The following is an 18698-nucleotide window of genomic DNA, read 5'->3' as shown; positions in this document are numbered from 1 at the left end:
AAAGACTTCGAGAACCTCTCACGGATGGCTTTGGCATTCCTCCGCCTCGCGATGATCCGGATCATGATGCGCAGAATCGCAAGGAGCCGGAAATCATAGATAACTTCTCGGACGGACTCTCTGAGATTGGGGCATTCTTTGACATTCTTTTGGGGGAAGCGACACGGGATCTAAGAATGGATATCGTTCTGACGTCGCGTGGCGATGTGTTGCCGGAACGGTATGCGCGAGGCTATGTGGCGCCGGACGATGCCGCCTGCTGTAAGTTGCGGCGATTGATGCTCCCGCCGGAGGCTGGCGAGGTTTACATCTACAGCCTGCTTGATCGCTCGCGCGTAGATAAGATGTTTAACGAGCTGCGCGGCAGCGCCGATGGATTCGAAGACGGCTTCGACGCGTTTCGACTTGTGGGGCGCCAGGGCATCGCAATGCTCTCCGCGCTTCAGAAATGCTGGAGGGAATTTAGACAGAATTCCAAATTTTTAAGGGAATCCGGGAGATTCCACATAAATATTTCCGGTTTTCCGACATCGGAAAATGCGGATGATCTTATTTCATATGTATTCGATGGCTGGCAGATTATTTCAGAAATTTTAGGAGGTATGGGGGGAGCTGGCTCTATTATATTGAGTAATTATATTTCGGAAACTTTTAATTCTACCGTTGATTTTGGTGCAGTAGGAGAGCTTAACGGCAGTATTTTCTCGCCCTTTTTGGATTTTGAGATGCAGGAAGCTCTTGTTCGACATCTGGCAGTAATATCGGTTCCGGTGACTGCCGGCGTCCTGACATATTGTCCGCAGATTGCAAGTATTTTGCGGGAGCGTAAGGGAACTGCATCTGATTTTAACGGGGAAAAATATGTTGAATCCTGCCTGAATACGCTTCATCGGGTGAAGCGAATTGTCTTCGCCATGGAGCAGGATTCGCACCAGAAAATGGAGAGACGTTTTCAGGTCCATCGGTCAATTCAGCATTATATCTATCGCCGCCTTGGAACGCAGGCATCTCCACCCGGTGATGGTTATCATTTTGCGCCGTCGCTTTATGTGAGCCAGGCGCGGGATCTGCCGCGTCTTCATGCCAGTTCCTACGGATTTCTCTATGAGCTGGTCGATGCACTGTCAGGCTATCCCACCCTCGCTTCGCGGGAGATAAACGACCAGCACAGACTGCAATGTCTGCGCGCCGCCATGGGCGTCGTGCGGACGCTGTTCTCGGTCGGTGTCGTCTCTCGTTTTGGTCAGGTCGGTTCCATCGCCACGCCGCGGGGCGCTGATATCGGGCATCTTGAGCACCATCGGCTGGTTGTTCGCTGGATGCTCCACGTCGCAAGCAGGTCCTGCCCGGACACATCGGGGGCAGCGGGGCAATCTTCTGGCACTGCGGCAGGGGCGCCGAAGGACTGGCCTCCGTTTTATCGCGACGAGACGGTCTGGCTTCTGAACGAGGCCGGTGTCTTTTCCCTGGCTCAGGGCCGCACCATGGATGCTGCGGCCCTGTTCCGACTGGCGATTGAGGAGAATCGCAAAATCGATGGCGAGGACGGAATGGCCACCCGTCGGCTGTTCCTGAATGACGGGTTGTGTTGCATCGATCGCGGGCGCCTGAAGATGGCGCGCCGCCGGTTCGAGGCCGTTCGTGCCGCCAGGGGCGAAACCCCTATCGTCATCGGGGTGGCGATCGGATTTCGGGGACTCGTTGATCACCTTGAAGGGCATTACGCTGCGGCGCTGGCGGCCTATGAGGAAGCGTTGCAGAACCTTGAAGGGGGTGGCCGAATGCGTTCGGCCAGTTTCATTCGCCGCCATCGTGCGGATCTTCTGAGGCGGATGGGGCGCCCGGAGGAGGCTGCGCGGGATCTGGAGCGGGCGCTCCATGCGGCAGACGTCGGCGGATACGATGACTTTCGCCATTTCGCTGAACTGTCTGAAGTGCGGCTCTGGTTTACCTTGCGCGAGCGCATTCCCCAGGCGCTGGAGCGACTGGATCAAGCGGAGATCTATGCCGATCGCATGGACATGCCGCGCCTGAAGGTCGAAATCCTGCGCACCCGTGCCGAGATTCTTCTGCAGCAGGGGGAGAGCCGCATTGCAGGCGATATCGCGATCGAGGCCATCCGGATCGCCAATCTTAATCATCTGGTCCTGCGGCGCATCACCTGCACGCAGCTCCTGTCGCGGATCTATCGCCGCCAGGGTGATGAACGTTCCGCAAATCATCTGAAGGCGGTCGCGCAACGGGCGGCCAGGACAGTGGGCTATCTTCTGGTTCCGCATCCGGAGGATTGACGGTGTCTGTCCGGCGCCCCGGACATGCGCGCCCTGCCGCTCATCCGGCGGCTCGGGCGTGCGCCCCTGCGGTCCGGGCCTGTGGGATCCGGGGCAGAATGACCTCCGCCGCCTCGGCGATCGCCTCCCAGGCGCGATCGATGTCTTCCGCCGTGCTGCAATAGGGCGGCATCAGATAGATCACATTGCCGAGCGGCCGGATCAGCAGGTCGCGGTCGCGGAAGAAGGCGCGCAGCCTTGGCCCGACCTCCGAGAGGTAGCCGGCTTCCGCCACGTCGAGGTCGAGTGCGGCGATGGTGCCCGTGCGGCGGACATTGCGGAAGCGCGGGTTCTGTCGGAAGCGGGTGACCCAGGCCTCCTGCCGGCGGGCGAGGGCGGCGATGCGGGCCACCACCGGTTCCTCCTGCCAGATCCGGAGATTGGCGAGGGCTGCCGCACAGGCGATCGGGTTGGCGGTGTAGGAACTGGAGTGGAAGAAGGTCCGGGCGCGATCGGTGGACAGATGTGCCTCGAAAATCGGGGCCGTGCACAGCGTCGCCGCCAGCGGCAGGGTGCCGCCGGTGATGCCCTTGGACACACACATGATGTCCGGGGTGATGCCGGCCTGGTCGCAGGCGAAGAGCGTGCCGGTCCGCCCCCAGCCGGTCATCACCTCGTCGGCGATCATCAGCGTGCCGTGGCGTTCGGTGATCCGGCGGAAATCGGCCAGCAGATGCGGCGGGTACATCTTCATGCCGCCCGCCCCCAGAACCAGCGGCTCGATCAGCAGCGCCGCCGCCCGGCCGGTCCGGCAGAAGCCCTCCAGCGCATCCAGCGTCGCCTGTTCCCTGCCGGGTTCGGGGAAGGGGATGGTGTCGACATCAAAGAGCAGCGGCGCATAGGCGGCATTGAACACGCCGCGGGCGCCGGCCGACATGGTGCCGATGGTATCGCCGTGATAGCCGTGGTCCATGACCACGATCCGCGATCGCGGCGCGCCGCGATTGTGGAACCAGCCCAGCGCCATCTTCAGGGCGACTTCGACCGATGTCGATCCGCTGTCGGAATAGAAGACATGGGCAAGGCCGGGCGGGGCGAGGTCGATCAGCCCCCGGGCCAGATCCTCGGCCGGCTGGTGGGTGAATTCGGCGAAGATCACCTGGTCGAGCCGAAGGGTGGCGTCGCGGATCGCGGCCATGATCGCCGGCGGGCGATGGCCATGGGTGATCACCCACCAGGACGAGATCGCATCGAAGATCGACCGGCCGTCGGCGTCGATCAGCCGGGCGCCCTCGGTGCGGGCGATGGCGCGGGTGACGGGTTCGGTCAGGTGCTGGCGGAACGGATGCCAGACGGGAGAGGCGGGGCCAGGCGAGTTGGGGGCAAACGAGGAGGGGGCACGCGCGGTCATCCTCTGATCCTTTCAAGACGGGCGAGATCGATCCCCTGGCGAATGGCCGCCGCCAGCGTGTCCGCATCGAGCGGGTCCAGCCGGGGCAGGCGGCCCAGATGGGGCACCCCGCCGCGCGTGGTGATGACGGCTTCGCTGTCGGGCCGGGCCTCGCCGATGAAGACGATGCCGGCGACCGGCACGCGCCGGGCCTGCAGGGCTTCGAGCGACAGCAGGCTGTGATTGATGGTGCCGAGCCCGGTACGGGCGCAGAGCACCACCGGCCATTGCCAGCGGGCGAAGAGATCGGCGAAGACCACCTGCCGGGTCAGCGGCACCAGCACGCCGCCCGCCCCTTCGATCACCAGCGGACCGGCCGCCGACGGCGGGTCGAGGGCGTCCGGGTCGATGGCCACGCCGTCGATATCGGCCGCCAGATGCGGCGAGGCCGGGGTGGCCAGCCGCCAGGCTTCGGGCAGAACCCGCCCGGGCGGCAGCCGGCCGAGCCGGGCCGCCACCTCGGAATCGGTCTCGCCGTCCAGCCCCGACTGGACCGGTTTCCAATAGCCGGTGCCGAGGGCGGCGGCGAGGCCGGCTGCGACCACGGTCTTGCCGATGCCGGTATCGGTGCCGGTCACGACCAGATGTCGGGTCATGGCGTGGTCTCCTCTGCCACCGCGACGGCGAGGGTGGCGAACAGCGCCTTGATCGCAGCGGCATCGATGTTGAGGGTGATCGAGATCCGCAGCCGGGCGGTGCCCGGGGGGACGGTCGGCGGGCGGATGGCGCGGATGTCGAAGCCGGCGGTCTGCATCCGTCGGGCGACGCGGACCGTGCGGGCATCATCGCCCAGGATCACCGGCAGGATCTGGGTGGTGCCGGTCGCAAAGCCGTGCCGGGCGGCGGCGGCATGGGCGGTGGCGATCAGGCCATGCAGGCGGCTGCGGCGTTCCGGCTCGTCGGTCAGGATCCGGAGGGCCGCCCGCACCGCGGCTGCCTGAAGCGGAGAGGGCGCGGTTGCGTAGATGAACGGCTTCGCCCGGTTGATCAAATAGTCGCAGAGGATGGCATCGGCGCCGACCAGGGCACCGGCCGCCCCCAGCGCCTTGCCGCAGGTGTGCAGCACGATCACCTCGGGCCGGCCCTCCAGCCCGGCGGCGAGACCGCGCCCGTCCGGGCCGTGGACGCCGGTCGCATGGGCCTCGTCGATGAACAGGAAACCGTCATGGGCGCGCGCGATCGCTGCCAGATCGGCGAGTGGTGCGGTATCGCCATCCATCGAATAGAGGCTTTCGGCCACGATCCAGGGATGGCCGGTGCCGCCGGCCCGGCGCCAGCTGCGGATGGCGTCGTCCACCGCCCCGGCATCGTTATGCGGGACGGCGACGGATGCGGCCCGGCCCAGCCGCAGGCCGCTATGGGCGCTGGCATGGATCAGCCTGTCATGCACCACCAGGTCGCCATCCTGCGGCAGGGTGGCGAGCACCGCCTGATTGGCGGCATAGCCGGCACCGAAGAACAGCATCCGGTCGGCGCCGAAAAACCGTGCGGCCTCGGCTTCGAGCGCCTCGTGCTCGGCATGATTGCCGCGCAGCAGGCGCGAGCCGCCGGCGCCGACCGGCACGCCCCGGGCCAGGGCCTCGGCGACCGCAGCCGCCATCCGCTCCGCAGCCGCGAGGCCCAGATAGTCGTTGGAGGTGAAGTCGAGCCCCCCGCGGGGCATCAGCGTCCGGCGGCGGCTGCCCTCTGTCAGCTGCGCCAGCCGGTCGGCATGGCGGGCGAGGATCATCCCGCCGTCTCCGCGGTCATGCCCAGCCGGCGCAGCAGGGCGGCATCGCGGTCTTCGCCCGGATTGGCGGCGGTGAGCAGGGTATCGCCCACGAAGATCGAATTGGCCCCGGCCAGGAAGCACAGCGCCTGAAGCTCGTCGCTCATCATGCTGCGCCCCGCCGTCAGCCGGACATGGGATCGCGGCATCAGGATCCGGGTGAGCGCGATGCTGCGCACGAAATCGAACGGGTCGACCGGATCGGCATCGGCGAGCTTCGTTCCCGGCATGCGGATCAGCATGTTGATCGGCACGCTTTCCGGCGGCTCGGGCAGGTTGGCGAGCGTCACGATCATGTCGATGCGGTCGGCCGCGCTTTCCCCCAGGCCCAGAATTCCGCCGGCGCAGACCCTGATGCCGGCGGCACGCACCCGCGCCAGGGTGTCCAGCCGGTCGGCATAGCTGCGGGTGGTCACGATCTCGGGATAGAAGCGCTCAGAGGTGTCGAGATTGTGGTTGTAGTAGTCGAGCCCGGCGGCGGCGAGGGTGTCGGCCTGATCGTCTGAGAGCATGCCGAGCGTCATGCAGGTCTCGAGCCCGAGCGCCTTCACCGCCTGCACCATCGCGACCAGGGTGTCCATGTCGCGATCCTTGGGGCCCCGCCAGGCGGCCCCCATGCAATAGCGGGTGGCGCCGCCATCGCGGGCCTTGCGCGCTTCGCAGACCACCTGCTCTACGGCCATCAGCCGCCCGGCCTTGAGACCTGCGGCATTGCGCGCCGACTGGCTGCAATAGCCGCAGTCTTCCGGGCAGCCGCCGGTCTTGATGTTGAGCAGCCGGCTGAGCTGCAGCCGGTTCGGATCGAAATGCGCCCGATGCACCGATTGGGCCCGGAACATCAGATCTGCAAAACCCATGTCGTGGATCTCGCATGCGGCCTCGTGCGTCCAGCGGGCCGGGCTCCGGGTGGTCGTTGCGGGGGCAGGGATGACTTCGGCGGGCATGGCATCCTCCTTGATTCGGCCCGAAGACTGGTGTGGACGTCTAAAAGGCCAAATCATAGATAATCTATTATTGATGCGTCTCTGGAATTACTATATCAACCGGATCAGCGGAGGCATCCGTTATTATCATAGATAATCTATGAGAGGGGTCATGGCCGAGACCACCGCAGAACGCATTGCCCGGGTGCTGGGAGACAGGATCGTGTCGGGGGAGCTGGCGCCCGGCATGCCGGTGCGGCAGGACCGAATCGCCGAGGAATTCGAGGCGAGCCATGTGCCGGCGCGCGAGGCCTTTCAGATGCTGAAGGCCCAGGGGCTGCTGGTGTCGGAGCCCAGGCGCGGCATGCGGGTCGCGCCGCTGGATGCGGCCGCGGTGCAGGAAATGACCGAGATCCGGGCCTCGCTGGAGGTGCTGGCGCTGAAATATGCCGTGTCGAAGCTGAATGCCGCAGCGCTGGAGCGGATCGAGCGGGCGCTGATCGCGGGCGACGAGGCCCGGACCATGGCGGAATGGGAGCGCGCCAACCGCGCCTTTCACCGCGAACTGGCCGCCCCCTGCCGGATGCCGCGGCTGATCGCGATGATCGAGGATCTGCAACTGGCCAATGCACGGATCATCCTGTCGGCCAATCGCAGTGCCGGCTGGCGGCCGGGGTCCAATCTCGCCCACCGGCAGATCTTCGAGGCGCTGAAGGCGCGCGACGGCGTCCGCGCCGTCACCCTGCTCGATCAGCATATCCGGGTGCTTGAACGGGCGGCGGCACCTGGGCCGAAGGCGGCACCAGCGGCACCGGCAGGGTGACGGAACCATCGGCGCGGGCACCGGTTCGCCGGAGAGGTCACCGCCGGGTGACAACCGGATGGAGGTTCCGCCCATGTCCCGCCCGCTTCGCCATCACCCCTATGACGCACCTTCGGGCGGCTGGGGGTCGATGCAGTCGCTTGTCCGCCATGCCAGCCGTCAGCAGGTCTGGGGCAGTGCGCTTGGGGAACTGCCGCGCCAGAACAAGCCCGACGGCTTCATGTGCGTCAGCTGCGCCTGGGCCAAGCCGGCCGAGCCCCATGCGGCGGAGTTTTGCGAGAACGGCGCCAAGGCGACCTTCTGGGAGCTGACCTCGAAACGGGCGACGGCCGATTTCTTTGCCCGCCACACCACGGAAGAGTTGCGGGGGTGGGAAGATTTCGACCTGGAGAACGAGGGGCGGCTGACCTGCCCGATGCGCCACGACCCCGAAACCGACCGCTATCTGCCGGTGTCGTGGGACGAGGCCTTCGCGGCGATCGGTCGCCGGCTGAAGACCTTCGATCCCGACCGGGTGGTGTTCTATGCCTCGGGGCGGGCCTCGCTCGAAGCCTCGTACATGTACCAGCTTTTCGCGCGGATCTACGGCACCAACAACCTGCCCGACAGTTCCAACATGTGCCACGAGACGACCTCGAAGGCGCTGCCGAAGAGCATCGGCGTGCCGGTCGGCACGGTGGAGCTGGATGATTTCGAGCACACCGACTGCATCCTGGCCTTCGGGCAGAATGTCGGATCCAACGCGCCGCGGATGCTGCACCCCCTGCAGCGGGCGGCGGAGCGCGGGGTCTCGATGCTGGTCTTCAACCCGATGCGCGAGCGGGGCTGGCTGACCTTCGTCGATCCGCAGAACCCCGGGCAGATGCTGGCGGGGCGGCCCACGCGGCTCGCCTCGCGCTATTATCAGCCGCGGCCCGCGGGCGATATCGCCGTCATGACGGGCATGGCCAAGACGCTGCTTGCGCTGGACGATGCCGCGCAGGCAGCGGGGGAGCCGCGCGTGCTCGACCAGGCTTTCATCGACGAGCATTGCCACGGGTTCGAGGATTTCGAACGGATGGTCCGCAAGACCGGCTGGGACGAGATCGAGCGCAATGCCGGCCTGAGCCGCGAGGCGATCGAGGATGCCGGCCGCATCTATGCCCGCGCCGAACGCGCGATTGCGATCTACGGCATGGGGCTGACCCAGCACAGGCTTGGATCCGACAGTGTCGGCATGCTGGTCAATCTGCTGCTGATGCGGGGGCAGATCGGCCGCATCGGCACCGGGATCCTGCCGGTGCGCGGCCATTCCAACGTGCAGGGGCAGCGCACCGTCGGCATCGCCGACGACCCCGCACTGGTGCCGATCGACCGGCTGGGCGAGATGTACGGTTTTGCGCCGCCCCGAAAAAAGGGCTTCACCACGGTCGAGGCCTGCGAAGCCATGCTGGAGGACAGCGTCGACGCCTTCATCGGCCTTGGCGGCAACTTCCTGCGCGCGGTGCCCGATCATGCGCGGATGGAACCCGCCTGGGGCCGGCTGAAGCTGGCGGTGCATGTGGCGACCAGGCTGAACCGCAGCCATCTGGTGACGGCGGAAGAAACCTATCTTCTGCCCTGTCTGGGCCGCCTGGAAGAGGATGTGCAGGCCGGCGGTCCGCAGGTGGTGACGATGGAGGATTCGACCGCCCATATCCATGCCTCGCGCGGGCGGGCGCGGCCGGCAAGCCCCGATCTGCTGTCGGAAATCCGGATCGTCGCCGAACTGGCCAAGGCGACGCTTTCCGGAGCCGCACGGGTGCCCTGGGATGACTGGGTGGCGGATTACGGCCGCATCCGCGATGCCATCGCCCGAACCTTCCCCGAAGACTTCCGCGACATGAATGCGCGCATGTTCACCCCCGGCGGCTTCGCCCGGCCGCTGGCGGCACGCGACCGGCGCTGGAACACCGAGACCGGCAAGGCCAATTTCCGGACGCCCGCCGCGCTCAATGCCAGCTTCGACCCGGATGACGACGACACCGTCTTCCGGCTGATCACGCTCAGGTCCAACGACCAGTTCAACACCACGATCTATGGCTATCGCGACCGCTTCCGCGGCATCGACGGTTCGCGGATGGTGGTGATGATGAACCCGGAGGATGTCGACCGGATGGGGCTGGTATCGGGGGCAAGGGTGGAGCTGACCACGGTTGCCGAAGACGGCATCCCCCGCCGCAAGGCCGGGCTCACCCTGCTGGCCTATGACGTACCCAAAGGCTGTCTCGCCGCCTATTACCCCGAATGCAACGTGCTGGTGCCGCTCTCTCATCACGAGCGCGACAGCCTGACGCCGGCAGCCAAATCGGTGCCGGTCAGGATCGCCGCCGAGGTGGGCGATGCGCGTGTCCGAGGTGGCCGCCCTCAGATCGAGGCCATGTAGCCGCCATCGACATAGAGCAGGGTGCCGGTGACATAGGCGGCGGCCGGCGAGGCGAGGAAGATGGCGGCGCCGACCAGGTCGTCGACCTCTCCGAAGCGGCCGGCCGGGATGCTGGCCCGCATGCGGTCGGCCCAGGCCTCGTCCTCGAAGAAGACCTCGGTCATGTCGGTGCGGAAATAGCCGGGGCCGATGCCGTTGACCCGGATGCCCCGGCCGGCCCATTCGGTGGCAAGCGTGCGGGTCAGGCCCAGAAGGCCGCTCTTGGAGGCACCATAGGCGGCAGCTGTCGGCACGCCGACCTCGGAGGTGAGCGAGCAGAGATTGATGATCGCGCCGCCGCCCGCGCCGCTCATGATCCGGGCGGCCGCCTGGGCGCAAAAGAAGGCGCCTTTGAGATTGGTGTCCTGGATCCTGTCCCACAGGGCCTCGTCGACATCCAGCGAGGGGCAGACCTGTTCCATGCCGGCGTTGTTGACCAGGATGTCGAGCCCGCCGAGCTTTTCGGCGGCCTGCGCCACCCCGGCACGGATCTGTTCGACCGAGGAGACGTCGAAGGGCACGGCGACCGCGCGGCCGCCGGCGCCGATGATGCGGGCGATGACCCCTTCGAGTGCCGCCGCGTCGCGGCCGGAGACAGCCACTGCCGCCCCGGCTGAGGCGAGGCCCGTGGCGAGCGCCCGGCCGATGCCGCGGCTGGCGCCGGTGACCAGTGCCTTGCGGCCGGCCAGGGAGAAGCGGGAGAGGACTGCGGCTGTCGTATCGGACATGGGAGACGATCCCGGGGGCTGGAGGACAGGATGGCGTTCGGGTGATGATCGGACGCGGGCGATGCGGTATCAATCCTTCCATCGCGTGCCGGCGGCAATCGCCGGCATCGCCCATGACCCCGAGGCCTGCCCGATGACTGCGACCGCCACCACCACGTCCTCTACCGCCCAGGCTCCCACCGCGCTCGCTCGTGATCTGGCCCGCGCCGGCCGCCTCACTGAGGCCGAGGCGGTGATTGCAGGCCTGGTGGCCGAGGTGGCGGACTTCACCCCGGCGCGGGTGACCATCAACCGCGACGGCTACAGCCTGAATTCGGTCAACGGCTTCATCGAGGCAGCCGATGGCCGGTCGTTCTTCTTCAAGTTCCACCAGGAGGAGGACGAGGCCGAAACCGTGGGCGAATACTACCGCGCCGAGCTGCTGGCCGGGGCCGGATTTCCGGTCGACCGGCCGGTGGTCGCCTCGGGGGCGGTCGGCCGGCAGATCCTGATCTATGCCCGGCGCGATCAGCCGCGGCTGGCCGATCTGGCCCGCGCGGTGGAGGCGGAGGCGGCCGGCATCGGCGGGCCGGCGCCGGTTGCGGCCGCGCGGCTGATTGCCGCCCAGGCCGATGCCGACCGGCTGGTCGCCGACCGCTATCTGGCGACGCTTCACGACATCACGGCAGACGAGGCCGCCGCCGAGCCGCTGCACCGGCTGTTCCATGACCGGCTGATCGATCACGGCGCGCCGGAGCGGCCGGGTGGTCGGATGGCCCGGTTCTACGAGGGCCGCGTCTTTCATCTGGGCGGCCGGGCTGAAGCGCCGGATCTGACCCTGTCCTGGCATCAGCTCAAGGATCTGCGCTGGACGGTGGGCGGCATCACCTATGACCGGGGCCTGGGCGCGCTGTTCGACGAGGCCCGCGCGCGGCTGCTGCCGTCCCGCTTCGCCGGGGCGGGTGTCGTGGCCCATGGCGATGCCCACAATGCCAATGTCTGGTTCGAAACCGGGGCGGACGGCATGGCGGACCGGCTGGTCTTCTTCGACCCGGCCTTTGCCGGTGCCCATGTGCCGGCCCTGCTGGCCGAGGTGAAGGCCACCTTCCACAACATCTTCGCCCATCCCTTCTGGCTGTATGACGCGGCGGTGGCCGAGGGGCTCTACTCCGTGCGGGCGCGGCTCGATGCCGACGGGCGGGGGATCACCATCGATCACGATCATGATCCGGGCCCCCTGCGCCGGGCATTTCTGGCGGCCAAGGGGGATCTGCTCTGGCGGCCGCTGCTGCAGGCCCTGGCGGCACGCGGGCAGCTTGATGCAGACTGGCGACGGGTGGTGAAGCTGGCGCTGTTCTGCTGCCCGACCCTGGTGATGAACCTGCGGGCCGGGCCCGATGGCGGCCATCACGGACCCGCCGCCTCGGCGCTGGGGCTTGCGATCGCGGTCGCCATGGGGGCGGAGCCTGCGGGCGGCGCCACCGATCCGCTCTCCACCATGCTGGACGCCGTCACCCCCTGACGGAAACCGCCTGTGCCGCATGCTGCGGCAGGCCGGGCGGGCGATCTTGACAGTTTTCCGACGATCCGGTGGACTGGCCGCCGAACCCTTCCCTGGAGCAGAACATCGATGTCCGCAGATGCAGCGGCGACGCCCGAGATGGTGCGCGTCGACCGGGTCAGCCGGAGCTTCAACGGCACCAAGGCGGTGGACGAGGTGTCCTTCACGCTGGCGCGTGGGCGTTTCCTCACCATCCTCGGCCCCAGCGGGTCGGGCAAGACCACGCTGCTGCGCATGATCGCGGGCTTTCTTGCCCCCACGGGCGGCGAGATCGTGCTGGGCGGACGGCCGGTTTCGGCCGAGCCGCCGCATCGTCGCTCGATCGGCATGGTGTTCCAGAAACTGGCGCTGTTCCCGCATATGACCGCGGCCGAGAACGTCGCCTATCCGCTGCGCATGCGCCGCTTCGATGCCCGCACCATTCCGGATCGGGTTGAACGCTATCTGGAACTGGTCCGGCTGGGCGGCTATGGCGGCCGGCGGATCCACGAGCTGTCGGGCGGGCAGCAGCAGCGCGTGGCGATCGCCCGCGCCCTGGTCTTCGAACCCGATCTGCTGCTGCTCGACGAGCCGCTGGCGGCGCTGGACAAGAAGCTGCGCGAAGAGATGCAGCTGGAATTCCGCCGCATCCAGCGCGAACTGGGCGTCACCACCATCAACGTCACCCATGATCAGCGCGAGGCGCTGGTGATGTCGGACGAGATCCTGGTGATGGATGGCGGCCGGACCCAGCAGCTGGCGGCGCCGGTGGAGACCTATCGCCGCCCGGCCAATCCCTTCGTCGCCGGCTTCATCGGCGTCACCAATCTGCTGGAGGGCCGCGCCCTCACCGCCGGCGGCCAGATGGTCGCCTTCGGCAATCTGGAATGCCAGGCCACCCCGGTGGGGACGGGCGAGATCGCAGCCGGTGCGCCGGTGACGGTCTCGATCCGCGCCGAGCAGCTGCGCATCGCCGACGATGCCGATGCACTCGACACCGACGGTGCCGGTGGCGGGCTGGAGGTGATCGTGCGGGCGACCATCACCGAGGCGATCTTCGAGGGCGAGCGGTCGGTCTATGCGGCCCGGGTGCCTGCGCTCGGCAATGCGGTGCTCCGGGTCTTCGATCATGATCCCGCCGCTCATCGCGCCTGGACGCCCGGCCAGTCGGTGCATCTGGGCTGGACTGCGCGCGACCTGCTGGTCTATCCGGCGTGAGCGATGACCCCGGCCTACAACGACCCCCAGCCTAAGACTTCACGATCCAGGGACGGCCGCCGCATGCGGCCTGCAAGAACAGGGAACAGGGCGATGACCAAGCATGACGACGCGATGCGCGGCGCCAGCCGCCGTCAGGTGCTGAAGGGCGGCATGATGGCCGCGGCCGGGGCGGCGCTGACCGGCACCCCGGCGCTGGTTCTGGGCCGCCGGGCCTTTGCCGCCGAGCCGGCCAAGCCGGCCGAGATCATCGTCCGCGCCTGGGGCGGTGTCTGGGTCGAGGCGCTGGACAAGGGCGTGTCGCAGAGCTTCACCGAGGCGACCGGCATCCGTGTGCGCCACGACCTGACCGAGGACAACGAGATCCAGCCCAAGATCTGGGCTGCCGTGGCGCAGAAGCGGGTGCCGCCGATCCATGTCAACTGGGACACCTCGACCAACGCCACCAAGTCGGCGTTGCGCGGCGTGACCGAGGATCTGTCGGATCTGTCCAACCTGCCGCAGCTGCTGCCGGTGGCGAAGCCGGTCGGCCTGGAGGGTTGGCCGATCGTCAACACCTATTCCTATGTCTACGTGCTGGCCTATCGGACCGAAGCCTTCCCCGACGGCGCGCCGAAGAGCTGGACGGTGATGCTCGACCCGAAGTTCAAGGGCCGGGTCGCGCTCTACAATGACGGCATCGGCTTCCACCCGGCGGCGCAGGTCGCGGGCGGCGGCAAGGTGTCGGACATTCCGGCCAACATGGAGCCGGCCTGGGAGTTCATCCGCAAGCTGAAGGCGCAGCAGCCGCTGCTGGGCGAGGATCCGGACTTCACCAACTGGTTCCAGCAGGGCGAGATCGACGTCGCCTGCACCATCATCTCCAATGCCCGCGAAGCGAAGCAGAACGGCATCAAGGTCGACTGGACCGTGCCGGAAGAGGGTGCCAAGGTCGATACCGATGCGCTCTGGGTGCCCAAGGGCCTGCCCGAAAGCGAGCTGTACTGGGCCAAGCAGTACGTGAACCACGCCATTTCCAAGGGCGCGCAGCAGGCCTGGACCGAGAAACTGGGTCTTCCCGGCGTCCAGCCCGGCCTGACGCCGCCGGCCGATCTGGCGGGCGACCCGGCCTATCCGACCACGCCTGAAGACTTCGCCCGGCTGATCAGCGTGCCGACCCCGGTGCTGGTCGAGCACGAGCGCGAATGGTTCCAGACCTTCAAGGAAATCATGCAGGGCTGACGCCCTGCGGAATATTAGGGGTCATTCAGGGCTGACGCCCTGGGGGCGGCACCGGCGCAATCCGGTGCCGCCCGATCCGTGACACATCTTCCGAGGATGCCGGTCGCCGCCATGCTCCGCCCGTCGAAACGCGCCTATCCGCTGTCCTGGCGGCTGCTCGATGCGGCCGAGGCTGTCGTGGGGCTGATCCGCCCGAAACGGCCCGAGCTGGTCGTGCCGGCCCTGTTCCTTGCCCCCGCCATCCTTCTGGTCGCGGTGCTGGTCTGGGGTCTGGTCGACATGGCGTCCGACAGTCTGCACGTGCTCGACACGGCGACCTTCCTGCCGGCCGAGGCGATGAGCCTCGGCAATTACGCGCAGCTGATCGACCGGCCGATCTATGCGACCGTCATCTGGCGCAGCCTGCTGGCGGGGGTGATCGTCACCGTGGCGACCCTGCTGCTCGCCTTCCCCTATGCCTATGTGATGGTGCGCACGCCCTCGCCGGTGATACGGCGGGTGCTGCTGATCAGCCTGTTCCTGCCCTTCTTCATCGGCCAGGTGGTCCGTGCCTATGGCTGGCTGATCATCCTGGGCGCCAGGGGCATCGTGAACGGCGCAATCACCGGCCTCGGCTTCGAGCCGCTGAAGCTGATCTACACCTACGAGACCATCCTGTTCGGGCTGGTGCAATACATGCTGCCCTTCGCCGTGCTGCTGATCGCGCCCGCGATCACCGCGATCGGCGAGGAGGTGGAGATGGCGGCGTCCTCGCTTGGTGCCAACTGGTGGCGGGGCTTCGCGACCGTGGTGCTGCCCATGGCCCGCCCGGGGCTGATCGCGGCCGGGGTGGTGGTCTTCACGCTGACCCTCACCGATTTCGCCATCCCCAATATCCTGGGCGGTGGCACCAACGACTTCGCGGCCAACGCCATCTACGACGCCTTCTTCCGGATTTCGGACAGCGGGCTCGGGGCGGCGCTCGCCATCGTGCTCACCTTCCTCGGCAGCACCATCGTCGGCATCATTCTGGCGATCGCCGGTGCCGGCACGCTCGGCATGGGCGGGCGGGCGCCCGCAAAAGGAGGCGGGGCATGAGCGCTGCCGGCAATACCCCCCGCTCCAAGCGGCTGCTGCTCTGGTCGGTGATCGGCTTCGATCTGCTGATCCTGGCCCTGCCGACCCTGATCGTGCTCGGCGCCTCGTTCACCGCCGGCAATATCGTGACCTTTCCGCCCGACGGCCTGTCGCTGCAATGGTACGAAAAGGTGGTCGGCGCCTATGAACTGCGTCAGGCTTTCTGGCGGTCGCTCTGGGTGGCGGTGGTCTGCACGCTGATCAGCCTGCCGGCGGGCACGCTGGCCGCCATCGCGCTCGCCCGCTGGCGGATCGCCTTCGGGCGGACGCTTCAGGTCTATCTGCTGCTGCCCTTCACCGTGCCGCTGATCGCCTCGGGCATCGGCATGATGCTGCTCTTCGGGCGGATCGGCATTCTGGGCCAGCTCTGGCCGGTGGGGCTTGCCTGTGCGGTGATCAACCTGCCCTTCATGATCTGGGCGGTGGGCGCCTCGGTGAACGCGCTCGACCCCGATCTTGAGAATGCGGCGGCCAATTGCGGCGCGCCGCCGGTGCAGACCTTCCTGACCGTCACCCTGCCGGCGGTGATGCCGGGGGTGATCACCGGTGCGCTGCTGATGTTCGTGCTCGCCTTCAACGAGTTCCTGGTCAGCCTGCTGCTGGTCGATGCGCGCATCGTGACCCTGCCGGTGCAGATCTACAATTCGATCCGCAGCGTGATCACGCCGGATCTCGCGGCGGTGTCGGTGGTCTATATCCTGGTCGCCGCCCTCGCCATCCGGGCTCTCGACAAGCTGGTCGGGCTCGACCTGTTCCTGCGCTCGAAATGAGCCTTTCTGTCCCTGCGCCCTTCTGTCCCTGAGGAGTCCTGCGCCATGCCGGCCGTCAACCTCCACGACCTCTCGACCCTCGACGCCGCCGCCCGCGCCGACCTGCTCAAGCGTGCCGAAAGCGATCTCGGTCCCTTCCTCGACAAGGTCCGGCCGATCATCGAGGCGGTGCGCAGCGAAGGCGATGCGGCGCTCGCCCGCTTCGCCCGCGATTTCGACAGGGCCCCGGTCGACCCCGCCCGGATCCGGGTCGAGCCCGAGGCCTTTGACCGGGCCTTCGATCAGGTCGAGCCCGAGGTGATCGAGGCGATCCGCTTTGCGGTCGACAACATCCGCCGTTTCCATCAGGACCAGAAGCCCGAAGAGATGTGGCTGCACGAGGTGCGCCCCGGTGCTTTCGCCGGTGACCGCTTCCTGCCGATCCCGTCGGTCGCCTGCTATGTGCCGCGGGGCAAGGGCTCGTTCCCGAGCGTGGTGATGATGACCACGGTGCCGGCGGTGGTGGCGGGCGTGCCCGAGATTTCGATCATCACGCCGCCCGGTCCCGATGGCGAGGTCGATGCGGCGACGCTGGTTGCGGCACGGCTCGCCGGTGTCGAGACCGTCTACAAATGCGGTGGCGCCCAGGGTGTCGCGGCGGTGGCCTATGGCACCGAAACCGTCTGCAAGGCGGTGAAGATCGTGGGCCCCGGCAGCCCCTGGGTGGTGGCGGCCAAGCGCCTGCTGTCGGATGTGATCGATCCCGGCATCCCCGCCGGGCCGAGCGAGGCGATCATCTTCGCCGACGATACGGCGGATGGGCGGCTGGCGGCGCTCGACCTGCTGGTCGAGGCGGAGCACGGCCCCGACAGCTCGGCCTATCTGGTCACCACCAGCCGCAAGGTCGCCGAGGATGCGATCGCGGCCCTCGACGGCTACTGGGCGAAGATGGGCGAGCAGCGTCGCGGTTTCTCGACCACCGTGCTCACCGGTCCGCGCGGCGGCGTGGTGCTGGCGCCGGATCTGGAAGCGGCCTATGCCTTCGTCAACGACTATGCGCCGGAACATCTGGAAGTGCTGGGCGACGAGCCCTTCGCCCATCTGGGACGGCTGGTGAATGCGGGCGAGATTCTGCTCGGCAACCGTACCCCGGTGACGCTCGGCAATTTCGTGCTCGGCCCCAATGCCGTGCTGCCGACCAATGCCGCCGCCCGCACCTTCTCGCCGCTGTCGGTCTTCGACTACATGAAGCGGTCCTCGGTCGGCTATGTCACCGCCCGGGCCTATCCGGAGCTTGCCCGCCATGCCGGCGTGCTGGCCCGCTACGAGGGCTTCGAAGCCCATGCCGCGGCGGTCTCCGGGGTGCGTGACGCGCTGCTCAAGCGCTGATCGCGGTCCGGCTTAAGCGCTGATCGCGATGCGGGCGACCGGTTCAGCCGGGATTGCCACGGCGCAGCGCCTGATCGCGAACCTCGCGCGGGGTGCGGCCGTGGCGGCGGCGGACGGCGTCGGTGAAGGCGGCATGGCTGGCGAAACCGGCCTCATAGGCGATCCGGGCGATGGTCAGATCGCTCTTCCCCGGATCCATCAGCATGTGGAGGCCGGCGGCGATCCGGGTCTCGCGGATCAGCGTCTGGACCGTATGGCCGCTGCCGCGCATCGCCCGATGCAGATAGCCGGGGCTGATGCCCAGCCGTTCCGCCACGGCCTGGGGCGTCAGGCCGGGATCGGTGGCCTCGGCACGGATCAGGGCTTCGGCCCGCCGGCGCAGCGCGGTCAGCCCCGGGGTGGGCGGGGCGGCGGCGGGGGGGGCTGCGAACATCAGGGCGATCAGGTCAAGCAGGGCCCGGGCGGCGTGTTCGGCGCGTCGCTGGTCGACCGGTTTCGGGGCCTCAAGCAGGGCGTCGATCATGGCGGTCACCGCCTGCAGCAGGGCAGGGTCTGCGGCACGCTGCCCGTCGGTCACGGCGGGTGCGACCGCGAAACCGCCGCCCGAACATGTCACCGCCGGCGGGATCTTCACGCAGACGCTCGTCAGGCCCTCGACGCATCGAAAACCGTAAGGGCGGGACAGATCGGTGACGAGCGCCTCGCCCGGGCGGACATAGCCGGATCTGTCGCCCTGGCAATGGATCATCCGGCCCGACACCGGTATCGACACGGAAAACCCGGCCACCTCGTCCTGCCGGATGTGCGCCTCGCTCCGGATCACGGTGCAGTCGTCGCAGGTGAATCTGGTCAGCGACAATGGCCCGACCCGTCTTTCGACAATCCGGGCATGGAAGGGCTGACGGTCGGGAATGACGTCGAACGAGCAATAGATATCGGTGACCGCTTCGCGCCACCGCTCAACACCTGGCAGTGACCGGCAATCCAGGTCGAGGATCCGGACCCCCATGATGACTTTGCGCTCCACGACCTGAACAAGTGCCAACGGCATATTGGATGTCGTGGAGAAAAGAGCATGCAA

General features: G+C 67.4%; 15 protein-coding genes. 9 read left to right on the top strand and 6 right to left on the bottom strand.

The features are described from left to right. A partial coding sequence (locus WI697_RS12965) for a tetratricopeptide repeat protein (RefSeq protein ID WP_345958743.1) occupies window positions 1–2291 on the top strand: 2291 nt, incomplete at its 5' end. A 40-nt stretch (window positions 2292–2331) separates the two neighbouring features. Here WI697_RS12965 and WI697_RS12960 read toward each other — a convergent pair. Genes WI697_RS12960 through bioB form a run of 4 tightly spaced genes read right to left on the bottom strand, consistent with a single transcriptional unit; the run spans window position 2332 to window position 6432 of the window. Beyond that, window positions 2332–3681: an adenosylmethionine--8-amino-7-oxononanoate transaminase gene (locus WI697_RS12960; RefSeq protein WP_345958742.1), complete on the bottom strand. Its 1350-nt coding sequence runs from the start codon at window positions 3679–3681 to the stop codon at window positions 2332–2334. Beyond that, the gene (gene bioD / locus WI697_RS12955; RefSeq protein ID WP_345958741.1) at window positions 3678–4316 is read right to left on the bottom strand and encodes a dethiobiotin synthase; all 639 of its coding nucleotides are present in this window, start codon (window positions 4314–4316) and stop codon (window positions 3678–3680) included. Before bioD ends, WI697_RS12960 begins: the two co-directional genes overlap by 4 nt. Beyond that, window positions 4313–5449 (bottom strand): 8-amino-7-oxononanoate synthase, encoded by a 1137-nt coding sequence (locus WI697_RS12950; protein WP_345958740.1) that lies wholly within the window; start codon window positions 5447–5449, stop codon window positions 4313–4315. Before WI697_RS12950 ends, bioD begins: the two co-directional genes overlap by 4 nt. Continuing rightward, on the bottom strand, window positions 5446–6432 hold the full coding sequence (gene bioB, locus WI697_RS12945) for a biotin synthase BioB (RefSeq protein WP_345958739.1): 987 nt from the start codon (window positions 6430–6432) through the stop codon (window positions 5446–5448). The genes WI697_RS12950 and bioB overlap by 4 nt, the downstream gene beginning before the upstream one ends. Before the next feature lie 151 nt (window positions 6433–6583). Between bioB and WI697_RS12940 the strand changes: the two genes are divergently transcribed. Both WI697_RS12940 and WI697_RS12935 read left to right on the top strand, forming a co-directional pair. Continuing rightward, window positions 6584–7234, top strand: a complete 651-nt coding sequence (locus WI697_RS12940; RefSeq protein WP_345958738.1) for a GntR family transcriptional regulator — start codon at window positions 6584–6586, stop codon at window positions 7232–7234. 73 nt (window positions 7235–7307) lie between these two features. Then, the gene (locus WI697_RS12935; protein WP_345958737.1) at window positions 7308–9638 is read left to right on the top strand and encodes an FdhF/YdeP family oxidoreductase; all 2331 of its coding nucleotides are present in this window, start codon (window positions 7308–7310) and stop codon (window positions 9636–9638) included. Here WI697_RS12935 and WI697_RS12930 read toward each other — a convergent pair. Beyond that, complete coding sequence (locus tag WI697_RS12930) at window positions 9620–10405, bottom strand: SDR family NAD(P)-dependent oxidoreductase (protein WP_345958736.1); 786 nt, start codon at window positions 10403–10405, stop codon at window positions 9620–9622. The two genes, WI697_RS12935 and WI697_RS12930, sit on opposite strands and share 19 nt — an antisense overlap. A gap of 232 nt (window positions 10406–10637) precedes the next feature. Here WI697_RS12930 and WI697_RS12925 point away from each other — a divergent pair, with 232 nt between their 5' ends. The 6 genes from WI697_RS12925 to hisD all read left to right on the top strand — a co-directional run bounded on the left by WI697_RS12925 (window position 10638) and on the right by hisD (window position 17617). Continuing rightward, window positions 10638–11906 carry a hypothetical protein gene (locus tag WI697_RS12925; protein WP_385997595.1) on the top strand — a complete coding sequence of 423 codons (1269 nt, stop codon included), beginning with the start codon at window positions 10638–10640 and terminating at the stop codon, window positions 11904–11906. A gap of 138 nt (window positions 11907–12044) precedes the next feature. After that, the gene (locus WI697_RS12920; RefSeq protein ID WP_322108020.1) at window positions 12045–13142 is read left to right on the top strand and encodes an ABC transporter ATP-binding protein; all 1098 of its coding nucleotides are present in this window, start codon (window positions 12045–12047) and stop codon (window positions 13140–13142) included. Window positions 13143–13256: 114 nt separating this feature from the next. Further along, window positions 13257–14363, top strand: a complete 1107-nt coding sequence (locus WI697_RS12915) for an ABC transporter substrate-binding protein (protein WP_372097864.1) — start codon at window positions 13257–13259, stop codon at window positions 14361–14363. 111 nt (window positions 14364–14474) lie between these two features. Continuing rightward, window positions 14475–15440, top strand: a complete 966-nt coding sequence (locus WI697_RS12910; protein WP_345958734.1) for an ABC transporter permease — start codon at window positions 14475–14477, stop codon at window positions 15438–15440. Beyond that, entirely contained in the window at window positions 15437–16249 is an 813-nt protein-coding gene (locus tag WI697_RS12905) for an ABC transporter permease (RefSeq protein WP_062768658.1), read from the top strand. The genes WI697_RS12910 and WI697_RS12905 overlap by 4 nt, the downstream gene beginning before the upstream one ends. Window positions 16250–16294: 45 nt before the next feature. After that, window positions 16295–17617, top strand: a complete 1323-nt coding sequence (hisD, locus tag WI697_RS12900; RefSeq protein WP_345958733.1) for a histidinol dehydrogenase — start codon at window positions 16295–16297, stop codon at window positions 17615–17617. 43 nt (window positions 17618–17660) lie between these two features. Here the strand turns inward: hisD and WI697_RS12895 are convergent, their stop codons facing one another. After that, on the bottom strand, window positions 17661–18626 hold the full coding sequence (locus WI697_RS12895; RefSeq protein WP_345958732.1) for an AraC family transcriptional regulator: 966 nt from the start codon (window positions 18624–18626) through the stop codon (window positions 17661–17663). Window positions 18627–18698: the final 72 nt, after the last annotated feature.

Source organism: Tistrella mobilis (assembly GCF_039634785.1).
Classification (GTDB): domain Bacteria; phylum Pseudomonadota; class Alphaproteobacteria; order Tistrellales; family Tistrellaceae; genus Tistrella; species Tistrella mobilis.
The sequence above is the reverse complement of the archived record's forward strand: the minus strand, read 5'-3'. Positions and strand labels throughout refer to the sequence as shown.